The organism is Microvirga makkahensis (assembly GCF_009830105.1).
GTDB classification, from domain to species: domain Bacteria; phylum Pseudomonadota; class Alphaproteobacteria; order Rhizobiales; family Beijerinckiaceae; genus Microvirga; species Microvirga makkahensis.
In genome coordinates this window covers 1-19,039 of sequence record NZ_WURB01000017.1, presented here as the reverse complement: position 1 = coordinate 19,039, position 19,039 = coordinate 1, and the positions used below count along the sequence as shown (strand labels likewise).

The 19,039-nt window shown below is 59.8% G+C and carries 15 protein-coding genes and 1 pseudogene; 8 read left to right on the top strand and 8 right to left on the bottom strand.

Annotated features, from left to right (window positions below):
- Positions 1-39: 39 nt before the first annotated feature.
- Positions 40-549, top strand: coding sequence for a DUF892 family protein (locus tag GR328_RS18935; protein WP_160886565.1), 510 nt, complete (start codon positions 40-42; stop codon positions 547-549).
- A gap of 1,171 nt (positions 550-1,720) precedes the next feature.
- Positions 1,721-2,368 (top strand): DUF4142 domain-containing protein, encoded by a 648-nt coding sequence (locus tag GR328_RS18925; RefSeq protein ID WP_160886561.1) that lies wholly within the window; start codon positions 1,721-1,723, stop codon positions 2,366-2,368.
- 455 nt (positions 2,369-2,823) lie between these two features.
- Here GR328_RS18925 and GR328_RS18920 read toward each other — a convergent pair whose 3' ends face one another.
- Both GR328_RS18920 and GR328_RS28320 read right to left on the bottom strand, forming a co-directional pair.
- Complete coding sequence (locus tag GR328_RS18920) at positions 2,824-4,107, bottom strand: SDR family oxidoreductase (RefSeq protein WP_160886559.1); 1,284 nt, start codon at positions 4,105-4,107, stop codon at positions 2,824-2,826.
- Between the two features lie 501 nt (positions 4,108-4,608).
- Positions 4,609-4,755, bottom strand: coding sequence for a hypothetical protein (locus GR328_RS28320; protein ID WP_343039430.1), 147 nt, complete (start codon positions 4,753-4,755; stop codon positions 4,609-4,611).
- Here GR328_RS28320 and ispH point away from each other — a divergent pair.
- Positions 4,687-5,439, top strand: coding sequence for a 4-hydroxy-3-methylbut-2-enyl diphosphate reductase (ispH, locus tag GR328_RS18915; RefSeq protein ID WP_343039429.1), 753 nt, complete (start codon positions 4,687-4,689; stop codon positions 5,437-5,439). The two genes, GR328_RS28320 and ispH, sit on opposite strands and share 69 nt — an antisense overlap.
- A gap of 422 nt (positions 5,440-5,861) precedes the next feature.
- Here ispH and GR328_RS18910 read toward each other — a convergent pair whose 3' ends face one another.
- Positions 5,862-6,464 carry a DUF2231 domain-containing protein gene (locus tag GR328_RS18910; protein WP_160886557.1) on the bottom strand — a complete coding sequence of 201 codons (603 nt, stop codon included), beginning with the start codon at positions 6,462-6,464 and terminating at the stop codon, positions 5,862-5,864.
- A 366-nt stretch (positions 6,465-6,830) separates the two neighbouring features.
- On the opposite strand from GR328_RS18910, the gene GR328_RS26910 reads away from it, so the two are divergent.
- The gene (locus tag GR328_RS26910; RefSeq protein WP_205790132.1) at positions 6,831-7,223 is read left to right on the top strand and encodes a DUF5681 domain-containing protein; all 393 of its coding nucleotides are present in this window, start codon (positions 6,831-6,833) and stop codon (positions 7,221-7,223) included.
- 228 nt (positions 7,224-7,451) lie between these two features.
- Here the strand turns inward: GR328_RS26910 and GR328_RS18900 are convergent, their stop codons facing one another.
- Positions 7,452-9,098 carry a tetratricopeptide repeat protein gene (locus GR328_RS18900; RefSeq protein WP_205790130.1) on the bottom strand — a complete coding sequence of 549 codons (1,647 nt, stop codon included), beginning with the start codon at positions 9,096-9,098 and terminating at the stop codon, positions 7,452-7,454.
- 180 nt (positions 9,099-9,278) lie between these two features.
- Here GR328_RS18900 and GR328_RS18895 point away from each other — a divergent pair, with 180 nt between their 5' ends.
- The gene (locus tag GR328_RS18895; RefSeq protein ID WP_160886555.1) at positions 9,279-9,794 is read left to right on the top strand and encodes a tetratricopeptide repeat protein; all 516 of its coding nucleotides are present in this window, start codon (positions 9,279-9,281) and stop codon (positions 9,792-9,794) included.
- A 120-nt stretch (positions 9,795-9,914) separates the two neighbouring features.
- Here the strand turns inward: GR328_RS18895 and GR328_RS18890 are convergent, their stop codons facing one another.
- Together GR328_RS18890 and GR328_RS18885 are read right to left on the bottom strand one after the other, a co-directional pair.
- The gene (locus tag GR328_RS18890) at positions 9,915-10,478 is read right to left on the bottom strand and encodes a Spy/CpxP family protein refolding chaperone (protein WP_160886553.1); all 564 of its coding nucleotides are present in this window, start codon (positions 10,476-10,478) and stop codon (positions 9,915-9,917) included.
- Positions 10,479-10,548: 70 nt separating this feature from the next.
- The gene (locus GR328_RS18885) at positions 10,549-11,250 is read right to left on the bottom strand and encodes a Crp/Fnr family transcriptional regulator (RefSeq protein ID WP_160886551.1); all 702 of its coding nucleotides are present in this window, start codon (positions 11,248-11,250) and stop codon (positions 10,549-10,551) included.
- Between the two features lie 214 nt (positions 11,251-11,464).
- Between GR328_RS18885 and GR328_RS18880 the strand changes: the two genes are divergently transcribed.
- Entirely contained in the window at positions 11,465-12,088 is a 624-nt protein-coding gene (locus GR328_RS18880; protein WP_160886549.1) for a hypothetical protein, read from the top strand.
- Positions 12,089-12,380: 292 nt separating this feature from the next.
- Here GR328_RS18880 and GR328_RS18875 read toward each other — a convergent pair.
- A pseudogene (locus GR328_RS18875) lies at positions 12,381-13,514 on the bottom strand (IS3 family transposase).
- Positions 13,515-13,972: 458 nt separating this feature from the next.
- Complete coding sequence (locus tag GR328_RS18870; RefSeq protein WP_160886547.1) at positions 13,973-14,533, bottom strand: transglutaminase-like cysteine peptidase; 561 nt, start codon at positions 14,531-14,533, stop codon at positions 13,973-13,975.
- A 1,230-nt stretch (positions 14,534-15,763) separates the two neighbouring features.
- Here GR328_RS18870 and GR328_RS18865 point away from each other — a divergent pair.
- Together GR328_RS18865 and GR328_RS18860 are read left to right on the top strand one after the other, a co-directional pair.
- The gene (locus GR328_RS18865) at positions 15,764-16,714 is read left to right on the top strand and encodes a hypothetical protein (protein ID WP_160886545.1); all 951 of its coding nucleotides are present in this window, start codon (positions 15,764-15,766) and stop codon (positions 16,712-16,714) included.
- 135 nt (positions 16,715-16,849) lie between these two features.
- Positions 16,850-19,039 (top strand): autotransporter-associated beta strand repeat-containing protein (locus GR328_RS18860; protein WP_205790128.1); only part of this gene is annotated, 2,190 nt, incomplete at its 3' end.

The following is a 19,039-nucleotide window of genomic DNA, read 5'->3' as shown; positions in this document are numbered from 1 at the left end:
ATCTGTTGTCGTTGCACTCACCCGCGGAGGAGCACGCTCATGGCTACAGACGCCCGCGCGATCTATGTCACGGCACTGCGCAACACTCATGCGATGGAACAGCAGGGATTGCAGCAGATGGAGATACAGGTCTCTCGGCTGGAGAGATACCCCGATTATGCGGCGCTGCTGAACCGGCACATCGAGACCACGCGCCAGCAGCTGCAACGGCTTGAGCAGTCCCTGCAGGCGGCAGGCGAAAGCGCCCCCACCGTGAAGGAAGCCGTGACGGCCGCGGCCGGCACTGTCGGCGCGACGGTGCACGGGATGTTCCAGGACGAGACGCTCAAGAACCTTTATGCCGGCTACGCTTACCAGTATGAGCAGATCGGGGCATATCGGTCCCTGATCGCCATTGCGGAAACTGCCGGCGAGACGGCCCATGTCGCAGCTTTCCGGCAGTCGGTGCAGGAGGAGGAGCAGGCAGCCCAGGAAGTGGCGGGTCTGATCGAGCCGGTGACCCGCCGCTATGTCGAACTCACCACGAGCGGCGACAAGGCAGACCGATAAACGAACTGCCGTTACTTGGCGTTTGGCGGTGGGCGTGTCGCTGCTAAAAGGAGTGGCGACACCCTTTTTGGCTCGACGAGCCTCAGGCGTAGCGCAGATCCGTCACTTCGCCCGAGAAGTTCCGGTAAGCGAAAGCCGAGCAGGCAACGGTGATGGGGAGCACCAGCGCGCCCACAAACATGATTATCGGCGACATGGGCGCGGCGGCCGTCTGCCACACGGTCAGCTTGTCGGGATAATGTACGGAAGAAGCTGTCAGCGAGGCCGCGGGACCCGAGCATGAAGGTGCCGACTGCCCCCGGCGAACGGCATCCAGCAAAAGCGGTCCGCGCACTGAGCCTGGACGTGCCCTCCTGTCCAGGAAATGAAGACCCTAAGGGAGCAACCTTGTACGGATCAGTGTCTTGCCGTCGAGCGACTATTCTTGATGAAGAAGTAAACGCCGGCTGCGACCACAACAAGGGGGATCACAAGCCACAACAGCAGCCAGCCACTGCCATCACCGTTAGGAGATTGCGGTGACATGGCAGGTGCGCCCTGCGGTGGAGGAAGATCAGGGTGGCGTCACGAGATCCGGATTGGACGGAATGGGCTTGATGGTTGCCTGGCTCGCGGCCCGTCCCGGCGCATTCTCTCTATCGGAGTGCGTTCCTCGGAGGGCGAAGAAAAGAGCGACAACAGCAAGGGCAATCAGTGCCAGTGCTGTCCATCTGCGAGGACCCATGGTACTCTCCTAACCGAATGTTAGGGTGCTGAACTCAGACCGGAAGAGCTGGTTCCTTAGGCTCAGCTAGTTTCCAGAAATGGCTTCCCGCGAAGCTTACCGACAGAACTGTGGAGGATTCGCCGTGTGGGATTTTGTGCCGAAATTCCCCCTAATGTGACAGCTCAAGTAGATGGAATGTCCGCTTAAGCTGGGAACAACGTTTATTCTTGAAGGATTGGGCGGCTGGTTTGACCCAAGGCGGACGCTGAATCCGATGGGCTCAGGCACAGAAAGCCGGCCTCGCCCAGTATCGCTAGGCAGCCGCTGAGGCGCTCGCCTTCTCGGGTCGACCATCAATTTTGCCGTCACGCTGAAACAAGGCTGGTCTCCTCCACGTTCGTCCGGAGTGGCGGCTGGGCGGTTTGACAGCTTGAACAAACCGCTCCCAACAAGCAGGAGTGTCCTATGGATCGTCGTCTCGTTCTAGTCAGCCTGACAGCGGCAGTCGCTGCCCCGGTCTTCGCACAGCAGAGTAACCAGAGTACTGGAACGCCACCCAACACCACAGCGCGCAGTGGACTGCTCGGACCAGACGAGATGCAGCACATCCAACAGACGCTTCAGCTCGGCATAGTGGCCCTGGAAACATCGCGCATTGCTCTTCAGAAAGCTCGCAACGACAACCTGAAGCAGTTTGCTCAGTTCGAGACTGACGAACAAACAACGCTTGCTCAAGTCCTGCACACCATGATGGACCCGACAGCGCCAGCAGCGACTGGTGCCACAGCCCAGAGGCAACCAGCGCAGACAGGCTCCTCCGCCTCCTCGACGCCAACGACCGCAGCAAGTTCTGCGGCTCGGGCGCCGGACTCAGTGCTCGATACCAAGGGTCGGGAGATGATCCAGAAGTTACAGCAGGCATCGGAAGCTGAGTTCGATAAAATCTACTTGTCAGGGCAGATCGAGGGACACCGCGACTTACTGCAGGTCCAGGAGCAGTATCTGTCATCGAACCCGCAGAACATCAATCACGTGAATGTAGTGAAGCTCGCACGCGGACAGATCAAAGAGCATATTGCGCTTCTTACCAACATTCAGAACGTCGTTCGCTGACGGGCCAACGCAGGTATGACATTGAGACTGCATAGTCAGACCACTTCTGGCTGCCGGCGCCGGGCGAGTATGGCCCTGTCGGTCTGACACCTGGCGCGGAGCTTTCGTAAGCCGATTGTCAGTGCCATGCGAAAAGTTGGGCGTTCCCAAAGGGCAGGGCTTTCCTGGTTTGGCTCAGCGGACGGTAGCAGTGGCGCTTACACTGCAGCGGAAGCGCACCGACGAACTCCTAACCTAGATCGCGGAGCGCTCCGTCAATCAGCGAGCGCCTGCGTAAAGCTCCGCAATCCTACATCAGCTGGCGGGCTCGACACATAACCTGCTCGCCTGCACAACCGCTTCCCTATTGAGGCTTCGCATTGAAGAGTGATGATTAACTTGCCGCCACCATCTTAAAGCTAGGGAGCGAATCTCAGTGATCCCTTCGTTACGGCTCTGAGTTGCGACCCGGCCGATCACCGTCGCCGAGGCGTAGGTTTGTGTTGAGGTGAAGAGGAGGTTGAGCCCCTGGTGCGGAGCATCTGCATTGCAATAAGACCGGCGCCCGCGAGTGCAGCGAGGGCCACACCTGGTACAGCGCTCTTGGCGTTGAGCTCCCCTTGCAGGGACTGTCGGCTCGCGAGCGCTCCCCGAGCCAGGGATGACTGCTCGCCGCCATCCTCCCGCCCTTCGTGCACGGGATTATTGATTTCCTGAAATGGTGTTGAGGTAAAGGTAGAATCCACCGGGCGTAGCTTCCGCAGGGCAGCAAGTCCTGCGCCCGCAAGAGTGGAGAGGACCATACCTGGTACCGCGCTCACAGGATTGAGCTGCGCTTCGAGGAACAGGCTGGTCTTGCGCGACCCACCGGGAAGAGAGGAGCGCTCGGCCCCATCCTCCCGGGGCTCGTGGAGGTTGTCCCGTCGTTCCGGGCGCCCAGGATCTGTGCTCTCCTGCAGGATGCGTCCGCCCACTTCCATGGCGTAATCCGTCAGCCGGGGTGCAATCGACCCCATGGCTGCGAGCGCCCATCCGCCGAAGCCTACGACAATGTCGCGCCTGTCGTTCTCGCAGGCAAACACGATGGCCCGGGCAGCCACCTCGGGATCGTAGGACGGAGGCGGGTTCTTGGTGCCAGGCGAGGTCATGTAGGAGCGCGCATGCTCCATGTAGGGCGTATCGATGGCGGAAGGCTTGATGAGCGTGACCGAGATCGGAGCCCCGTCCTCTTCCAGCTCCATGCGCAGCGCGTCCGTCAAACCCTTCACCGCGTGCTTGGAGGCGGAATAGGGGCCTTGCAGGATGTCGGCCCGGTCGCTCAGCACGCTGCCGATATTGATGATCTTGCCGCCGCGCTGACGAAGATGCTTCGCGGCAATCAGGCATCCATACAGGACGCCGAAATAGTTGGTGTCGAACAGCCGCCGGTGGTCTTCGATGGGGACCTGCTCGACAGTCCCGAAGATCGCCACGCCGGCATTGTTGATCCAGGTGTCGAAGCCGCCGAACTCCCGAATGGTCGCCTCGGCGACCCGCTCCATGTCCTCAAACCGTCCAACATCGCCAGCCACCGCGATGGCTCTTGCGCCCTTGGCAGAGCATTCACGGGCGAGGTCCTGCAGGGCACTTTTGTTGCGCGCGACGAGAACGAGCCGTGCGCCACGGTCGGCCAGGGCGCGGGCCGTCGCCAGCCCGATGCCGCTGGACGCGCCCGTCAACACCACGACCTGCTTTTCGACGAGCCTGAGACGAACCGTCATGACGGCTCCCTGGGTGTAAGGTGCGGTCAACGTCATAGGAAGACACCGGTTCCTTCGATCACGCGCTGCCGCCAATCTTTGGGGACAGCGCGACCCTGCTCAAGCAGACATTCCTGTAGGACAGAAAACTTTCCAGTATGATCCCCTGCGGACCGTTTCCCGATTCGCACGAACACGCGCTGAGACCGAATACTTCGTGCCTGCCGGAAAACAAGGCATGCCTTATCGACGCCGCACAAATCGCCTCTACTTCCGTTTAGACTGCGTGAATCAGCCAGAGCGGGGTGACAACGAAGTTGCTCGGGGCGTCCAAGTGGAGGCACCCGTCAGCCTATCGATGTTGCACCTGTCTCACCAGCTTTCAGCTTGGCCGAAACTTTGAATTGTTGGGAAGGGCGTTGGTGGGCCGCAGCCTGACGAAGTTCCCGAACTCGGCGGGCACAACAGACGGTTTCAGTCCGCAACCGATGCGCGGACGTGTCGGAAGGCAGCAGCTGGAACTCAAGGAGCTTGTGCATGGAGCCGCTCACTGTTCTGCTTGCGTCCCCACGCAGCTTTTGCGCCGGCGTAGGACGGGCAATTCACGCTGTCGAACAAGTGCGCGCCCGGTTTGCCGGAGCCGTCTTTGTTCGGCACCAGATCGTTCATAACTGCCAAGTCATTGAGAGCTTGGAGCAAGCTGGAGTCACCTTTGTCGAGGATCTCTCCGAGATCCCGGATGGAGCCGTGACCGTGCTCAGCGCCCATGGGGTCGCACGTCGGATTTACGAGGAGGCGCGCCAGCGCCAGCTGCCGGTGGTCGACGCCACATGCCCCCTCGTCCAGCGCGTGCACATGGAGGTATGCCGCCATGCACGTGCCAACCGCACGGTCATCATCATCGGTCACGCGGGTCATGCGGAGGTGAAGGGGATCCAAGGCCAAGTTGACAGCGCTGTTGTGGTGGTGGGAGCTGTCGCGGAGGTCGCCATGTTGACTGTTCCGGATCCAGGTCGGGTCGCCTACGTCACTCAGACGACCTTGTCCGTGAGTGACACGCGGGAGATCATCGCAGCCCTTAAAGCTCGTTTTCCCGACATTGTCGGGCCGGACATTAGGACGATCTGCTATGCCACCCAAAATCGACAGGCCGCTCTGCGGATGATCGCGGCAAGAGCGGAGCGGATCGTGGTATGCGGCTCGGGCAACAGCTCGAACACCAATCGCCTGCGCGAACTAGGGGAGGCTCAGGGCCGGCCCACTCTCCTAGTGGAAGAGGCGAATGAGTTGCCACGAAGCTTCATCGAGGGCATCCGAGTCTTGGGCATAACAAGCAGGGGCATCAACGCCTGAAAGCGTTGTGCAGGAGGCGATTGCGCACGTCGCGCACTGGCGAACCGTTTCGGTAGAGGAGGTCACAGTCGCTCGGGAGAATGTGACATTTCCCGCCGCGGATCTCAGTGCACTGGACGCCGCTGAGGTATAGTTTCTTCCGGGTCTGTTGCAGCCTTGAGCCTGCTCTTGACCTGCTCTGCGGTGATGGCTTTCGCCCTAACCTTGATCAGGGCTTCCGTAATCCCAACCGCCATTGAATCCCAGCGTAGGTTTCCTTGACCTCTTTAGGCTGCTGCCGGAACACAGGATCACTGCTGCGCTGGCCGTCAGAGCGTCGCGCAACGCATTTTGCAGCTCCGCTGCCGAGAGGATCCCCCCGGCGAGACCTTCATGCCCTGCTCCTGGTCCGCTTTCCTCCCGCTAGCTCGTTGGGCCCGGATCTATCCTGCAGCCGGTTCGCTGCGAGTGGATGCGCGCTCCTGAAACCGTGGGGTGATCTTCCCTTCCGCCGTGTCGTGGGCGGTATGTCGGAGCGCCTGGCCAACGTTGTCCGCCGCTGTTCGTGCGGCTCTCCTGAACCCGTTGCGAGGCATTTCGGGCGCGCGCTCGTGCTCGACGCCATCGGCCGGATCCACGCCGACGCCGTGCGCATAAACCATTCGGCCGCCAAGATAGCCTGAGTACGTCACAAGGGCGGCTCCCGCCAAACCTGCCAGCAGGTAGCCGGCGCTGGGCCGCCGGCTCCGGGCCCGGACTGCTGCTAAACCCACCGACAGCGCCAGCAGGCCGATGTTGAGCGTGCGGTGAGTGACAAGGAGGTCATGGGACACATCGCGGGTCCTGACGGCCTCCTGCGCGGCAAAGCCTGCAATCCCCGTTGCGGCGACACTGGCGGCCGCAACCGGCATCAGCTGGCGTCCCACCTCCATCAGCGCGTTGTTGTCGGTCAGCCGCCCGATCAGATCGGCCGCCACGGCGGTGGGCAGCAGGGCCACCGGGAAGTGGGCAATCGCGGGATGGACTTCCTGAACACACATCGGCATCGCAAACCTCCCGGTCAAAGGGATCGCCCTCTCGCAGGAGGATGACGATCCGTGTCTCGCCTCCAACCAGACGGTTTACCGAGCCGAGCACAACCTGCTCGGTCGGGGCTGTCGGGTGGCTGCCTCAGTCTCAATTTCCGGCCGCGGCAGAGGTTCCGAGCTAGCCACCAAGGTGCGTCGGATGCTTAACGGGATGTGATCACAATCGCTCAGGATCGTGAGGTGAAGAAGGGCCGCTTCTGGCACTTCTTGGAAGTTCAGCAAGCTTCAGCAATGGCAAGATAAGCGGACGTTCGGAGTGCGGGTGAATCTCCTACCAGGCCTTTGCGTTGACCTGAGACAGTCCTGCTAACAGGAGCGTATCAGGTGTCCACGCGTAAGGGTGTTTGGAAGCCAGGACAGAGCGGTAATCCCAAAGGTCGCCCCTCGATCAAGGGCGAGGTGGAGACCCTCGCGCGCACATACACGGTTGAAGCACTCGAGACGCTGGCGGACCTGATGCGGAACGGCGCGTCTGACAGTGTGCGGATGGCAGCCGCTAACGCTCTCCTGAACCGAGGATGGGGATTGCCCCGGCAGGCCATCGACGGATCGCTCGCCCTTGCGCCTGCTCCACCAAAGCCGGTGAACCGGATGACGTTGGAAGAGATTGAGGCCGAACTGGCGATGCTCGAGGAAGAGGAGCGACTTGCAAAGCTAGAAGAGGAAGAGGAGCGGCTCGCCCTAGTCGAAGGATCCGTTGAAGTGGATTGCGACTGACTTTCTCGTGCCAAAGCACCACGGCTGCCGACAGGATGCCACTCTGAGCCCCTCTTGTGGCATTCTCGAGCGTCGGATGGAACTTGTGCAGAAATCCGGTTTCTGCACCGAAGATTACTAGCAGCACATATCGGCCAAGCGCATGCCCCTACCTTCTCCAAGCAGGGACGACGGCTTTCCGTCGGCGGAGGTATATGACCCCGCTGGCTGGATCGCAGACCTGACCTCCTATTGGCTCAGAGCTACGCGCGCTGCTTTGACCTCAGGTCGCTCAGCATCGGCCTTGGCGCTTAACTCCAGCAGCTTAGCATAGTGGGCCTTCGCCTTCTCCCGCACCCCGGCTAGCTCAGCGGCGCGTGCCGCGCCTGCAAAGCCGTGGAAGCGGTTAGGCTCAACGACCTGGCTCTTCTCGAACTCGACCAATGCCAGAGCCGGCTGGCCTGTCTCGAGGAGCATGAAACCGAGAAGCTCCCGAGCCGGTACAATATGCCCCGGGGTGACAATGTGCTTATCGGTTGCGCTCTCCAGATCAGCAGCCTCCCGCATTAAAGCGACTGCTTCATCCTTGCGACCCTCCGCGAGTGCCGTCCACGCCGCGACCGCCTTGGCTTGTATGCCCACCTGTCCGGCCCAGTAGCCTTGCTTCATGGTGACGAGAGCATCGTGTAGCTGCTTCAGGCGCTCACCTGAGGCCTTTGCCGCAGCCACATCGCCCGTGCGGGCCGCTCCTAGCCCCTTTGCAAAGTACACAACCGCCTCAGACTGCGGGAAGGCGCTCCAGGAGAAGCCGGCGACCTTCGGCGCCTCGAGGCGAGCTGCCTCATCCCAGCGGTGCCGCTCCAGCGCATAACGAGCCGGCATGGCAGCGAGCGCGTAGCTTGCGGCCAAGTGGTTGCCCGCATCAACGTTGTCTTTAGCTCTGATCTCGTCGAGCACGCGCTGGGCCTCGGCGTCTTGTCCCAACTGCAGATGCGCATAAACCATGTAGTCCTGTGCATGCAGCGCTTCAGGTCCCATCAACATCGGATTGGAGGAAGCCAGCTCTTTCTTGACTACCTCGGCTGAGGTCCGGTTTGATGAGACCGACTCCTCCCAATACCCAAGCCTGGTGAACACATGCGAGGGCATATGGAGTGCGTGGGGGGAGTCAGGAGCGATACTCGCATACCGCTTGGCGGCATCGAGTCCTTGCTTAGCAATAGGCGGGTGGTCGTAGGTGTGAATGAGATAGTGCGCCACACCAGGGTGCTGTGGCTGCTCCGCGAACACCTTCTCCAAGAGCTTCCCAGCCTTGAGTTGGTTGCTGTAGGTCTTGTCGGCCGGCGAGGCTGAAATGTTCAAGGCTAGGGCATAGAAGATGGTTGCCTCCCGGTCATCCGGATAAGTAATGGCCAGTTTCTCCATAGCCTCCTCATGGGCCACGACACGGGTTCTATGATCCTTCTTGTCATAGTCACGATAAAACTGGGCCAGAGCTTCGATGTAGTCCCGTTCACGCTGGGACTTGCCGCCAATGCTCTGAGCACGCTCAATGGCGGCAAGCCCCTCGGCCATGGCTTTTGCTGTGGGGGCCGAAGCTAGCGGGTTGGCGCGGGCCACCATGGCGACGCCCCAATGCGCCATCGCACAGCTAGGGTCCTGCTTCGCAACATCCTCGAAGGCTTTGCGGGCTGGCGTAAACCAGAACGAGTGGAGTAGAGCTACAGCATGGTTGAAGGTGGCCTGCGCCTCGGGAGTACAGGTTACCTCAAAACGGGCTTCGCCGATCTTGCCGGTGAGCCCACCATCGTGAGCCAGGGCCTGGGTCGCTAACGCGGTAAGGGAAACGGAGGTCAAAGCCGCATAGGCAACGCGGCGGGCGTGCTCGCATAACATCATAGCATCCCCCAAGCTGAGTGGGACAATGTCCTAAAAAGTCGGACGAAGTCGCTCAAAGCGCCGGTAAGCTCATGATGAGTACTCGGCGAACGCGAGGGCACGTATTTTGCAGTAACCGTCAATATAGATTACATTGCAGTTATAGTCGAGCCTGTTGTCTGGCAGGAGGTGCTCGCAATGGCACGGCGTGATTGGCGGCTCTTTGGATGTGGTCTGATCGCGGGTTATGCTGCCATCGCCGCTGTAGCGATGACAGTAACCTCCTATGCGGTCATGATCGATGATCCCACCTCTGAGTTTGTAGGTGATGCGGAGTTCCTCGCAGCCGAACAGCTCGTGAAAGAGCAGCGGTTTGAGGAAGCCTTACCCCTCCTGCAACGGGTGCTTGCGAGAGATCCAAGCAATGCGGATGCCTACAACTATCTCGCCTTCAGCCAGCGCAAGCTTGGGCGTTTTGAGGAGGCGCTTGCGAACTACATACGCGCGCTTGATCTTGATCCAGATCACATGGGTGCGCGTGAGTATCTTGGGGAGCTGTACCTGCAGCTTGGGCAACGCGACAAGGCCGAGGAGCAGCTATCACGTTTGATGGTGCTGTGCCCCCTCGGCTGTGAGGCTCGGGATGACCTTGCTCGCGCGATCTCAGAGAGTAAGCGTAATCAGCCCCCTGAAGCGCAAGGCAGTTTGCCGTAGCTGTCACTATCCCCTTTAAGGGCGGGCATGTGCATAAATCAGGATTGTTGCACAATTTTCCAGCTAATGAAAACAGCCCTCTTAAGACGCCGTTGCTCATCTTTATGCATGCACCATCGCTCAGTGCTTGCCGTGCCCACGACCTGCAGAAGCAGGCCGAGCCTCATGCGTGGCGGCAGAGGGTTCGGCATACCCTCGCAGCACATCATACCGCTTGATCTGATCCGGCGTGAGAATGCTTACAGTCTCAATGTGCGCCACCAAGTGGACGGTCCGAAGACGTCCACGCAACTCTCCGATTTCCAGATTTAGTGATTGCAGCTTCTGCACATTGATCGAGCGATCAGCGAACAAGCGATCGAGAGCGCGCTCCTTCTCAACGACCTGAGCGCCTAGCGCTTTGGCGTCTATTGCCATGCGCTGCTGGATCGGCTTAAGGGCGGCGATCTGTTCTGGGGTTAGCCCGAGATCCTGCGCGAGGTCTAAACTGTGGGACGGGCCGGGATAGCCGTTGAGTTCGGCTGGCTTGGCTAACTCCATTCCTCTGCCTTGGAGTAGGCCCTCGATATCAGCATCGGAGAGTGCTTTGATCGCACGGGCCTGCTGCCCGGCATAGGGCGACAGCTCGGCGAATGCCGAGGCCGGTAACAGGAGAGCGGCAGCGAGAGCAACGCGGACGAGCATAATCTTATCCTTTCAGGTGTTATTCTGGGCTTGGTTTACCCTCTCGCTACGAGCTGCCGCATGATTGGAATCATACGTCGAGGGATTTCCTGATCAGAATAGTGCCGCCAGAGCGCCAAATATGTCCGGTCTTTTCGAGGTCGGCCAAGGTGCGGTAGAGAGCCTCGCGACTCAGTCCCAGCTCCGCAGCCAGATCCTGAAGCTCGCCTTTCAATGTAACCTGTCCGCCCTCGTCAGCCTGTAACTGGAGATAGAGGATCAGGCGTTCCTTTGCTGAGCGGACATTCCTCAGCTCAAGACGCTGCCTTGTCCGTTGCAGCTGGCGGGCAACCGTGGCGAGAAATGATGTAGCAGTAGCTGGCTCTAACTGGAGCATCTGCAGAACCGCTGCGCGGGAGTATGCCCAAAGGAGGGATGGCTCAGCTGCAACGGCATCACAGTGGTAAGTGTCCGAGAAGAGTGATGCTTCTGCTAGGAACTCCCCAGCCAAGGCAGTATGAATGAGAACGAGGCGACCATCAAAAGTGCGCCTCTCCAGGCGAATGCAACCCTTCTCCACCCAAAAAATAGCTGCTGCCATGTCTCCCTGCCGGAACAGGGCTTCGCCCTTCTGTAGGGAGTAAGTTTTAGAGGAGAGTTGGCTCAAAGGCATCAGCGCAGCCTTAGGATCGGGATTTATGCTCGTCATGAAGAGTGGGATTTGTATCGTTCTGTAAAAGAGACCGATACGAAGATAGTGCGTGGCGACGTGCAATGCGGAGAAATATAACATGCAGACACGACGAAACCTGCTCACTGGCATGCTAGCTTCAGCGGCGAGCCCACTATTGCCGACCGTTGCCCTTGGTCAAAGTCTTTGCGAGGTATGGGAAAAGACACTGGTCTGGGACATTAAACACTCGCTATGGGGTACTTCTGGAGCCTCGTCGCAGGGAAAAATACTCTATCTGATTAGTGCCCCATGGTGCCCATTCTGTCGAAAGCTCGTGAATGAGTATTTCGATGGGCGTCATAGCTTCGAGCTGCGTTTCATCCCTATCGACGCAATTCAGCGCAAACATCGTGAGCAGCTCGCTGATATTGTGGTGAACAAGCTGGATGGCATAAAGCGCACATTTGTTAAGGCTGACAAGGTGCCTACTGTGTCTCCGGCGATGCAGAAGCTCACTCATGATGCCAATTTCATAGCGCAACAGGGATTCAAGGTTCGCTTTACTACAGACAAGGGCTTGGTGTCCCCAAGTGCGATCTATGAAAAACTAGATGGTACCGCAAGTATTACAGGATACATCCCATTGACTGATTTCGCCAAATCGATGCAGCCAATGAAAGGCCCGGGGAAGGATCTTAGTAACGACCTTGAGAAGATCTTAGCAGAAGAAAGGCAAATTGCTCCAGGTCGAATGGCTAGCTTGCGTCGGAGGACGGCTGTCCATGCCCTGCCAGACGATGCTTCTGCCTCGGTTGGCTGCATCGCATCCCGTAGCCTAAAGGCCATCGCAGAATGCAACATGAAGGGGGAGGATTGGATCAAGGTCGAGGCATTGGTTTCCCAAGACCGTGAGCCAATTTACGGTTACATCGCTTTGCAGGATGCGGTTCTGTCCTGATTCCCAATGCAGATAGCGAAATTGGTTACTTTGAGCGGCATTCAGGGGCAGCAGGCTCTAAGGCATCGATCTGTCTTCTTGCTTCGTTGACTGGATAGATCGTTCCTGGGGCTGAATAAAAGATCGATACTCATGGAGCCTATTCCCCAGGGCGTCGAATGGCCGTGTGGCGAAGTCGCGTTGTTAAGTTCGGAACTATGCTAAGTGCTAATGTCCCATTCGATGAGCCAGATTTTGCACAAATCTTGCAATCGAGGGTGGCCTGCCCCATGCGGGTGATCCGTGTGTGATGTTAATTCAGCGTTGGCCGCGGCGTCAGCTTGGAAGCCGAGACCAAGACCTCTGGTGCAGGTGGCCGTTAGCCCATGGATGAGTGCAGGCGCACCGTGTTGTAATGCCGGCGCCAGCTCTCGATGATCACCTGCGCCTCCGCAGGGTGTAGAAGACCTCTCCTTTCAGCAGTTCATCTCGAAGCCTGGAGTTGAAGCTCTCGCAGTAGCTATTCTCCCATGGACTGCCCGGCTCGATGTAAGCGGTCTTGGCTCCCACAGCCGTAATCCACTCGTGGACAGCTTTAGCTACGAATTCGGGTCCGTTGTCGGGACGAATGTGACCTGGAGTACCACGCAGGATGAACAGGTCCGGGAGCACATCGATCATGTCCACGGCCTTGAGTTTCCGGTTCACGCGGATGGCCAGGCATTCGCGCGTGAACTCGTCGATGACGTTGAGCATGCGGAACTTGCGGCCGTCATGGGTGCGATCCTCGACGAAGTCGTAGGACCAGACGTGGTTGGGGTATTCTGACCGCAGCCGGATGCACGAGCCCTCGCTGAGCCAGATCCGCCCCTTCTTCAGTTGTTTCTGTGGCACTTCCAGCCCCTCCGCCGCCAGATCCGCTCGACCCGCTTCTTGTTCACGAGCCAGCCGGCGTCTCGCAGCAAGGCCGTGATCCGGCGATAGCCGTAGCGGCCGTACTGGGTGGTCACGGCGACGATGTCCGCCGTCAAAGCCGCTTCATCTTCCGGCTCTTTGGAGATCTTGCGCTGGGCGGAGCGGTGCTGGCCCAGAACCCGGCAGGCCAGCCGTTCCGAGACGCCGTACTTGGCAATCACGTGATCCACACAGGCGCGATGGCGGGCGGGGCTTAGAAGCTTCCCGAGGCAGCTTCCTTGAGGATCAGCTTCTCCAAAGTGAGATCCGAGACCGCCCGGCGCAATCTGGCGTTCTCCATCTCGAGCTCTTTGAGCCGCTTGACCTGATCGGACTTCAACCCGCCGTACTCGTTACGCCACCTGTAGTACGTGACCTCCGTCACGCCAATCTGCCGGATGGCCTCTGCCACAGGCCGACCTTGTGCCGTCAGCACGCCTACCTGCCGCAGCTTCGCGACGATCTCTTCAGCCGTATGCCTCTTCTTGCCCATCTTCAGTCCTCCTTCGGCTCAATAGCCATACTTCTGGGAAAATCACTTTTCAGGAGGCAGACCAGCAACGGGAATCGTGGCGGCAACGGCGGCGGCAGGGGCCGCTAATCAAAGCTGGTTGCCTCGGAATCCACCAACGCGATTGGCTTCTCCGAAGAGCCCTGCCCACTGCGGGCAGGGCTCTTCAGTTCTCTTCGAGGACATGGCACGCAGAATATGAAGAGAGTTGCCGGATAGTCGCGCCGGCCTAACAGAGCCAGAACGTGTCGCTCCGTCATTGGAGCACGATCGGCAGGTAGAGAGGCACGATGACTGAGGCGACCAAGATCGCTCCAGTGATGTTGGCCCAAAGCGAGCTATGATCCTTGTCGCCTGTCATGACTCAGCTCCTAATTTCCTCGTACGTGGAAGACATGCGGGCTCTCGACGCCATGAAGCTCGTCGAGCACCGCAATTCCTCAGTCCCGCTGCTTGCGCGATCCTACCAAGCTGGGTGAGCCACGGCCGGCGACAGCAAAATCTGCGGTCGGCTCACTCGTTGTCTCCCCCGACGCCGAGACCCAGCCGCGGCTGGACTGGCGCGAATAGAAGACATGGCCGGTCTGGGCCGACGGCAGAATCGACGCTGTCAGATTGTCGAGCACGTACTCGCCATTCGCGGTGGCAACCATGAGCACTGCATGGGCCTCGCCCCAGGATGTGGCACCGACCGCAATCGACAGCGCCGAGGCTGGCCAGCCACGCTGGATGAGCAGCTTGCGTTTCAGGAGCGCGAAATCCTCGCAATCCCCCTTGCCGCTGACGGGAAGAGTCCAGACATCCTCGCGGCCGTACTGCTCCAGATCGGAGACGTCCGTGATGGTGCGGTTGACGTGATTGTTGACCTGCTGGAGTTGAGCCATCCTCGAGGGTGTCAAAGCCATGAGTGCCGAAGATTTGGCCGAGGCCGGAGCCACGTGAAAGCCGGCCAAGACGGTCAGCAGAAGGCCGCCCGCCAAGCTACGCGAGATGAAAGTCATGACAGATGTCCCAGTGAAGCGTGATGCCTGGCCGGTGTCCGACAACCGGTCCAGCGGTGTGCTCTGTATATTGGCCCGGCGGCGCGCCTGAAACCTAGCCTGATGTCTTAAGCCACCCGCCTGAGGTGTCGCTCATCCAGAATCCCACATGATTCTACTGTCGCCGAATGGATCATCCGCCGCAGTCTAAGTACGCCGCCAGTGAGGGTAGCGTGACAGGGTTGGAGCAGTCATTCCCGGGCACATAACCAAAGGCGTTCTAGGCGGCTGCATCTCTCTCGTTCTTGTCTTCCCTGACAGTGCCCGCGCCGATCCTTTCGCCGCTGAGCCGTGGACAGCGGTAACGCAATATCGAGCCCACCAATCACCTCAGGCTTGTCAGTGAACAGGCGCAGGTTCTTCCCGAGCCTGGCGAGCGGACCATTGTAGGGTCGTACGGAACGATCGCCTTGAGCTAATCAAAAGGGCCGCATTCGCTTCGATCGGCGGGCGCTCGATGGATACTTCTGCTATTCGTTGTGGGCTTCGACGCGCGAGGCGGTCCCATGCCGTCATATCTCGCGGCATGTTCGTCTTTGGTACTGCTGAGGCGTCTTCATCAGCAGGAGCGATGGATTCAGGGCAAATCCGGTCGCTTGTTGCGATTTGCTGGGGCAGTTGACTGCCTCCTGTGCTTATCTCTCGACCGCTTGTAGACCAGCCAGCTCAGCCTTGAGACAAGGGCCGCGAGCACGACCCAGCCTGTACTGGGATAATCACGGAAGTTGATGCGCTTTCCCATGCCAAGCTCGTCACCCCAATCCGATCCGGGTTGGTCATCCCTGGTGGACATTGAGGACACCTCATCATATCGCCTTCTTATTTAGTAGCTCTGCCGCAGTCTTTGAATGAGGCTGCCGCCGGCCATTCAGTCCACATCCGCTCAAATAGCAGACCGGTACGGTGATAACATCCGATCCGATAAGGAGCGTCATACAGATTTCTGCGGCTAAGGCACCTACTCTTATCGTGACGGAACGTTGGCCCAAAATTCTACAGCTGCCCCTCTGCTGAGATGAAGGCTCCTCTGAATGCAATATACAACAGTGCGCCAGCCCCTTTCTGAGGTGGGCAGATGGCAATTGCTCATATTGTCTCCAGCCTGTAGTAGGCATCTTGTCTCACCATTCTGCCACCCTGCTGTCCAGCGACGGGCCACCGGCACCTCACCGCATCCTCCAGGAGGCCCGCTTGAATTCCTCCCCCCATGCCCGCCTGAACGCCCTCCTGCGGTTCGCCCTCCTGACCAGCACGGCCCTGGTCGGCGTGCCCGCTGCTCACGCGCAATGGGTTATCGAAGGCGATGTCTCTATAAGATACCCTTCCGACTCTACGAGTAGCCCTACGAGCTATAATGTTCCGGTAACTATCACTGGTAGACTTCTTGTTGGAACAGGGTCCCGCCCCTATTCCTGGGCCCGCTTCCTTAGCTACCACAATGAGTTTATCTCGACCGGCGGAGCCTCCATCGCGCACGATCCGTCGTCTTCGGATGTCAACGCCTATGTCCGTATTCTGGGCACCTGGCTGAACACTGGTCCTTTGGTTGTCGGCGAGACTGGCAACGGTGTCCTAGCGATCAGCGGCGAGGGTATTGTCCGCCAGGATGACGGCCTCGGGACCGTAACCATTGCGAACCAGCCGGGTTCAACCGGTACCCTCGCCATCGGGATCGGCGGTAGTTCCTACCTCTCCGATGAACAGGAGCATATGGCGCCTGGCACCCTCGATGCAGCCGGCATTGTGTTTGGCCAGGGTTCCGGACGGATACTCTTTTCCCACACCAGCGGCTTCTACACGTTTGCCCCGACGATCTCAGGCTTGGGCACGATCGTGGTCCGAAACGGCACGACAACGCTGACCGGTGACAACTCCGGGCTCTCCGGTTCCGTCGAGCTGAGAGGCGGCAAGTTGAGCCTCGCTTCCAGCGCCGCAATCGGCTCTGCCTCCGTGTCCGGCATGGGCGGAACGCTCGCCTATTCGGCCGGTGTAAATCTGGCCAACTCCGTTGCTCTCACGTCCGGTTCGACCACCTTCGAGGTCGCGTCCGGAAGCGCCACGCAGAGTGGCGCGATCTCAGGCTCTGGAAACCTCATCAAGGACGGTGCTGGTATTCTGCAACTGACCGGGCCCACCACTTAATCCGGAACGACCACGATCAGGGGTGGCACCCTGGTCACCATGGGAGGCCTGGGATCCGGACCTGTCGCCAACAACGGAACGCTGACATTCCGCGATGCGAATTTTGTCTACTTTCCAGACATCTCTGGGACAGGGATGGTGCGCAAAGAGGGGGCCGGAACTATCACGCTTAGAGGCAACAACACCTATTCTGGCGGCACGTTCATCGGCGAGGGTGGAGGGATCACGACATACTCCGTTGGACTTGGCACGGGACCTGTCATCAACAATGGCACACTGACGTTCGAGCAGGTCTTCAATGATAGTCTACGGGTTGCGAGCATCCAGGGCACAGGCACGCTCGTCAAACGAGGCACCACGGGGCTCGGCGTGTATGGGGTTAACACCTATACCGGGGACACAATCATCCAGGAGGGGTCAATTGAACTGATGGGGTCTGGCTCCATCAGCTCTTCCGGCATCCATGTTTGGGGTCTGGGGAATTTTACGACCGATTTTGCTGACGGTGCTCGCTCCATCAAGAGCCTCTGGGGAACGGGCACGGTCCTGACCGGCCAGAACGACCTCACCATTGGCGAAGGTAGCTTCGGGGGCAACTACAACAGTGACAGTCGTCTCATAAAGGCCGGAGACGGAGTTCTCACCCTTTCGGGTACCAGTATCATCCGGGGCGGAGCCGTCGTAGAGGCCGGCACGCTCTCCCTTCTGGGACCCACGACCGGCAACCTCCAGGTTCGGCCCGGAGCAACCCTGAGCGGCGCCAGCACCATCAATGGACACGTCGCTGTTGACGCAGGAGCCACTCTCGCGGGCTTGGGCAGCACAAGCCTGAGGATGAATTCCCTCACTCTCGATGCTGCCTCTGTTGTGGACGCAACGTTCAGGAGTGCAGGGGTTCCGGTCTTTTCCGTAGCTGGAAACCTGACCGCCGGCGGTGAGCTGAGGATCAACCCAGCCTCGACACTCTCCTACGGCACCTTCACCCTCTTCGACACCAGCGGAACGCTCACCAACAACAGAATGGTCCTTGCCAACACTCCCGCCGGATACCAGCCGGGGAGCTTCTCCCTCAAAACGGAAGCCGGCAAGATCAATCTCGTCGTCGGCCCTGTCGCGGGCGATCAGCACTGGAAGGGCGGGGCCGGTACGTGGTCCGCAGGAGCGGCCTGGCTGAACCCGAACAGCAGCCTCGTGGTCGGCTGGAGCGGCAACACGGCGATCTTCGGTGGATCATCCGGCCCTATCGACGTGCAGGGAACGCAGACGTTCTCGAACCTGCGCTTCGAGAGCAACGGCTACGTGCTCCAGTCCGGTTCGAATGGGGAACTCGCCATGGCTGGAGCCGAGGGCGGCATCAACGTGAGCGATGGCGCCACGGCCACACTCGACCTTGCCGTCACGGGATCCGGCAAGCTCGCCAAGAGCGGTGCGGGCACGCTGGTTCTTTCCGGCAGCAACTCCTATTCCGGCGGGACCCGGATCGAGGCCGGGACGCTCGTCGGCTCCGTGTCGAGCCTCGGCCCTGGTGATATCGAAAATGACGGAACCCTGGAAGTTCGGCAGGGTACTGACGCAACCCTCGAGGCCAGCATCTCCGGGCGTGGCAGGCTCCACAAGACTGGGATAGGGGTCCTGAACCTCACGGGGACCAGCACCTATATGGGCGGTACGCTCGTGCAGGCAGGTCGCCTGAAAGCCAACGGCTCGCTGGTCTCGTCTGTCACGGTCGCATCTGGAGGTATCCTCGGCGGCTCAGGTCAGATCGGCGGGCTGGAGGCTCAGTTTGGTAGCATGATCGCGCCGGGCAACTCGATCGGCACGCTGCACGTCAACGGTCCGGTCAGCTTCGGGGCGGGCTCGGTCTATGAAGTCGAGGTTGATGCCGCAGGCAACTCTGACCGGATCGAGACTACAGGGCGGGCTACGATTGCTGGCGGCACCGTGCAGGTGCTGGCCGAGAAGGGCAGCTATAAGCCCACGACGAGCTATAAGATCGTGACGGCCGGCGGTGGCGTTTCGGGCAAGTTCTCACACGTGACCTCCAACCTTGCCTTCCTGACACCATCGCTCGATTACGATCCCAACGCGGTGGTTCTCAGCCTGACCCGCAAGGTCGAGGAGGATGGTGATGACGAAGGTGGAGATAAGCCCAAGCCGGTGCGGCTCTCGTCCGCCGCTCAGACCAGGAACCAGTTCAACACGGCCGATGCCGTTGAAGCCCTTGGCAACGGCCACCGCGTGTTCGACGCCGTGATCGGCCAGAGCGTCGACGGGGCGCGCCAGGCCTTCGACGCGCTCTCCGGCGAGGTTCACGCCAGCGCCGCC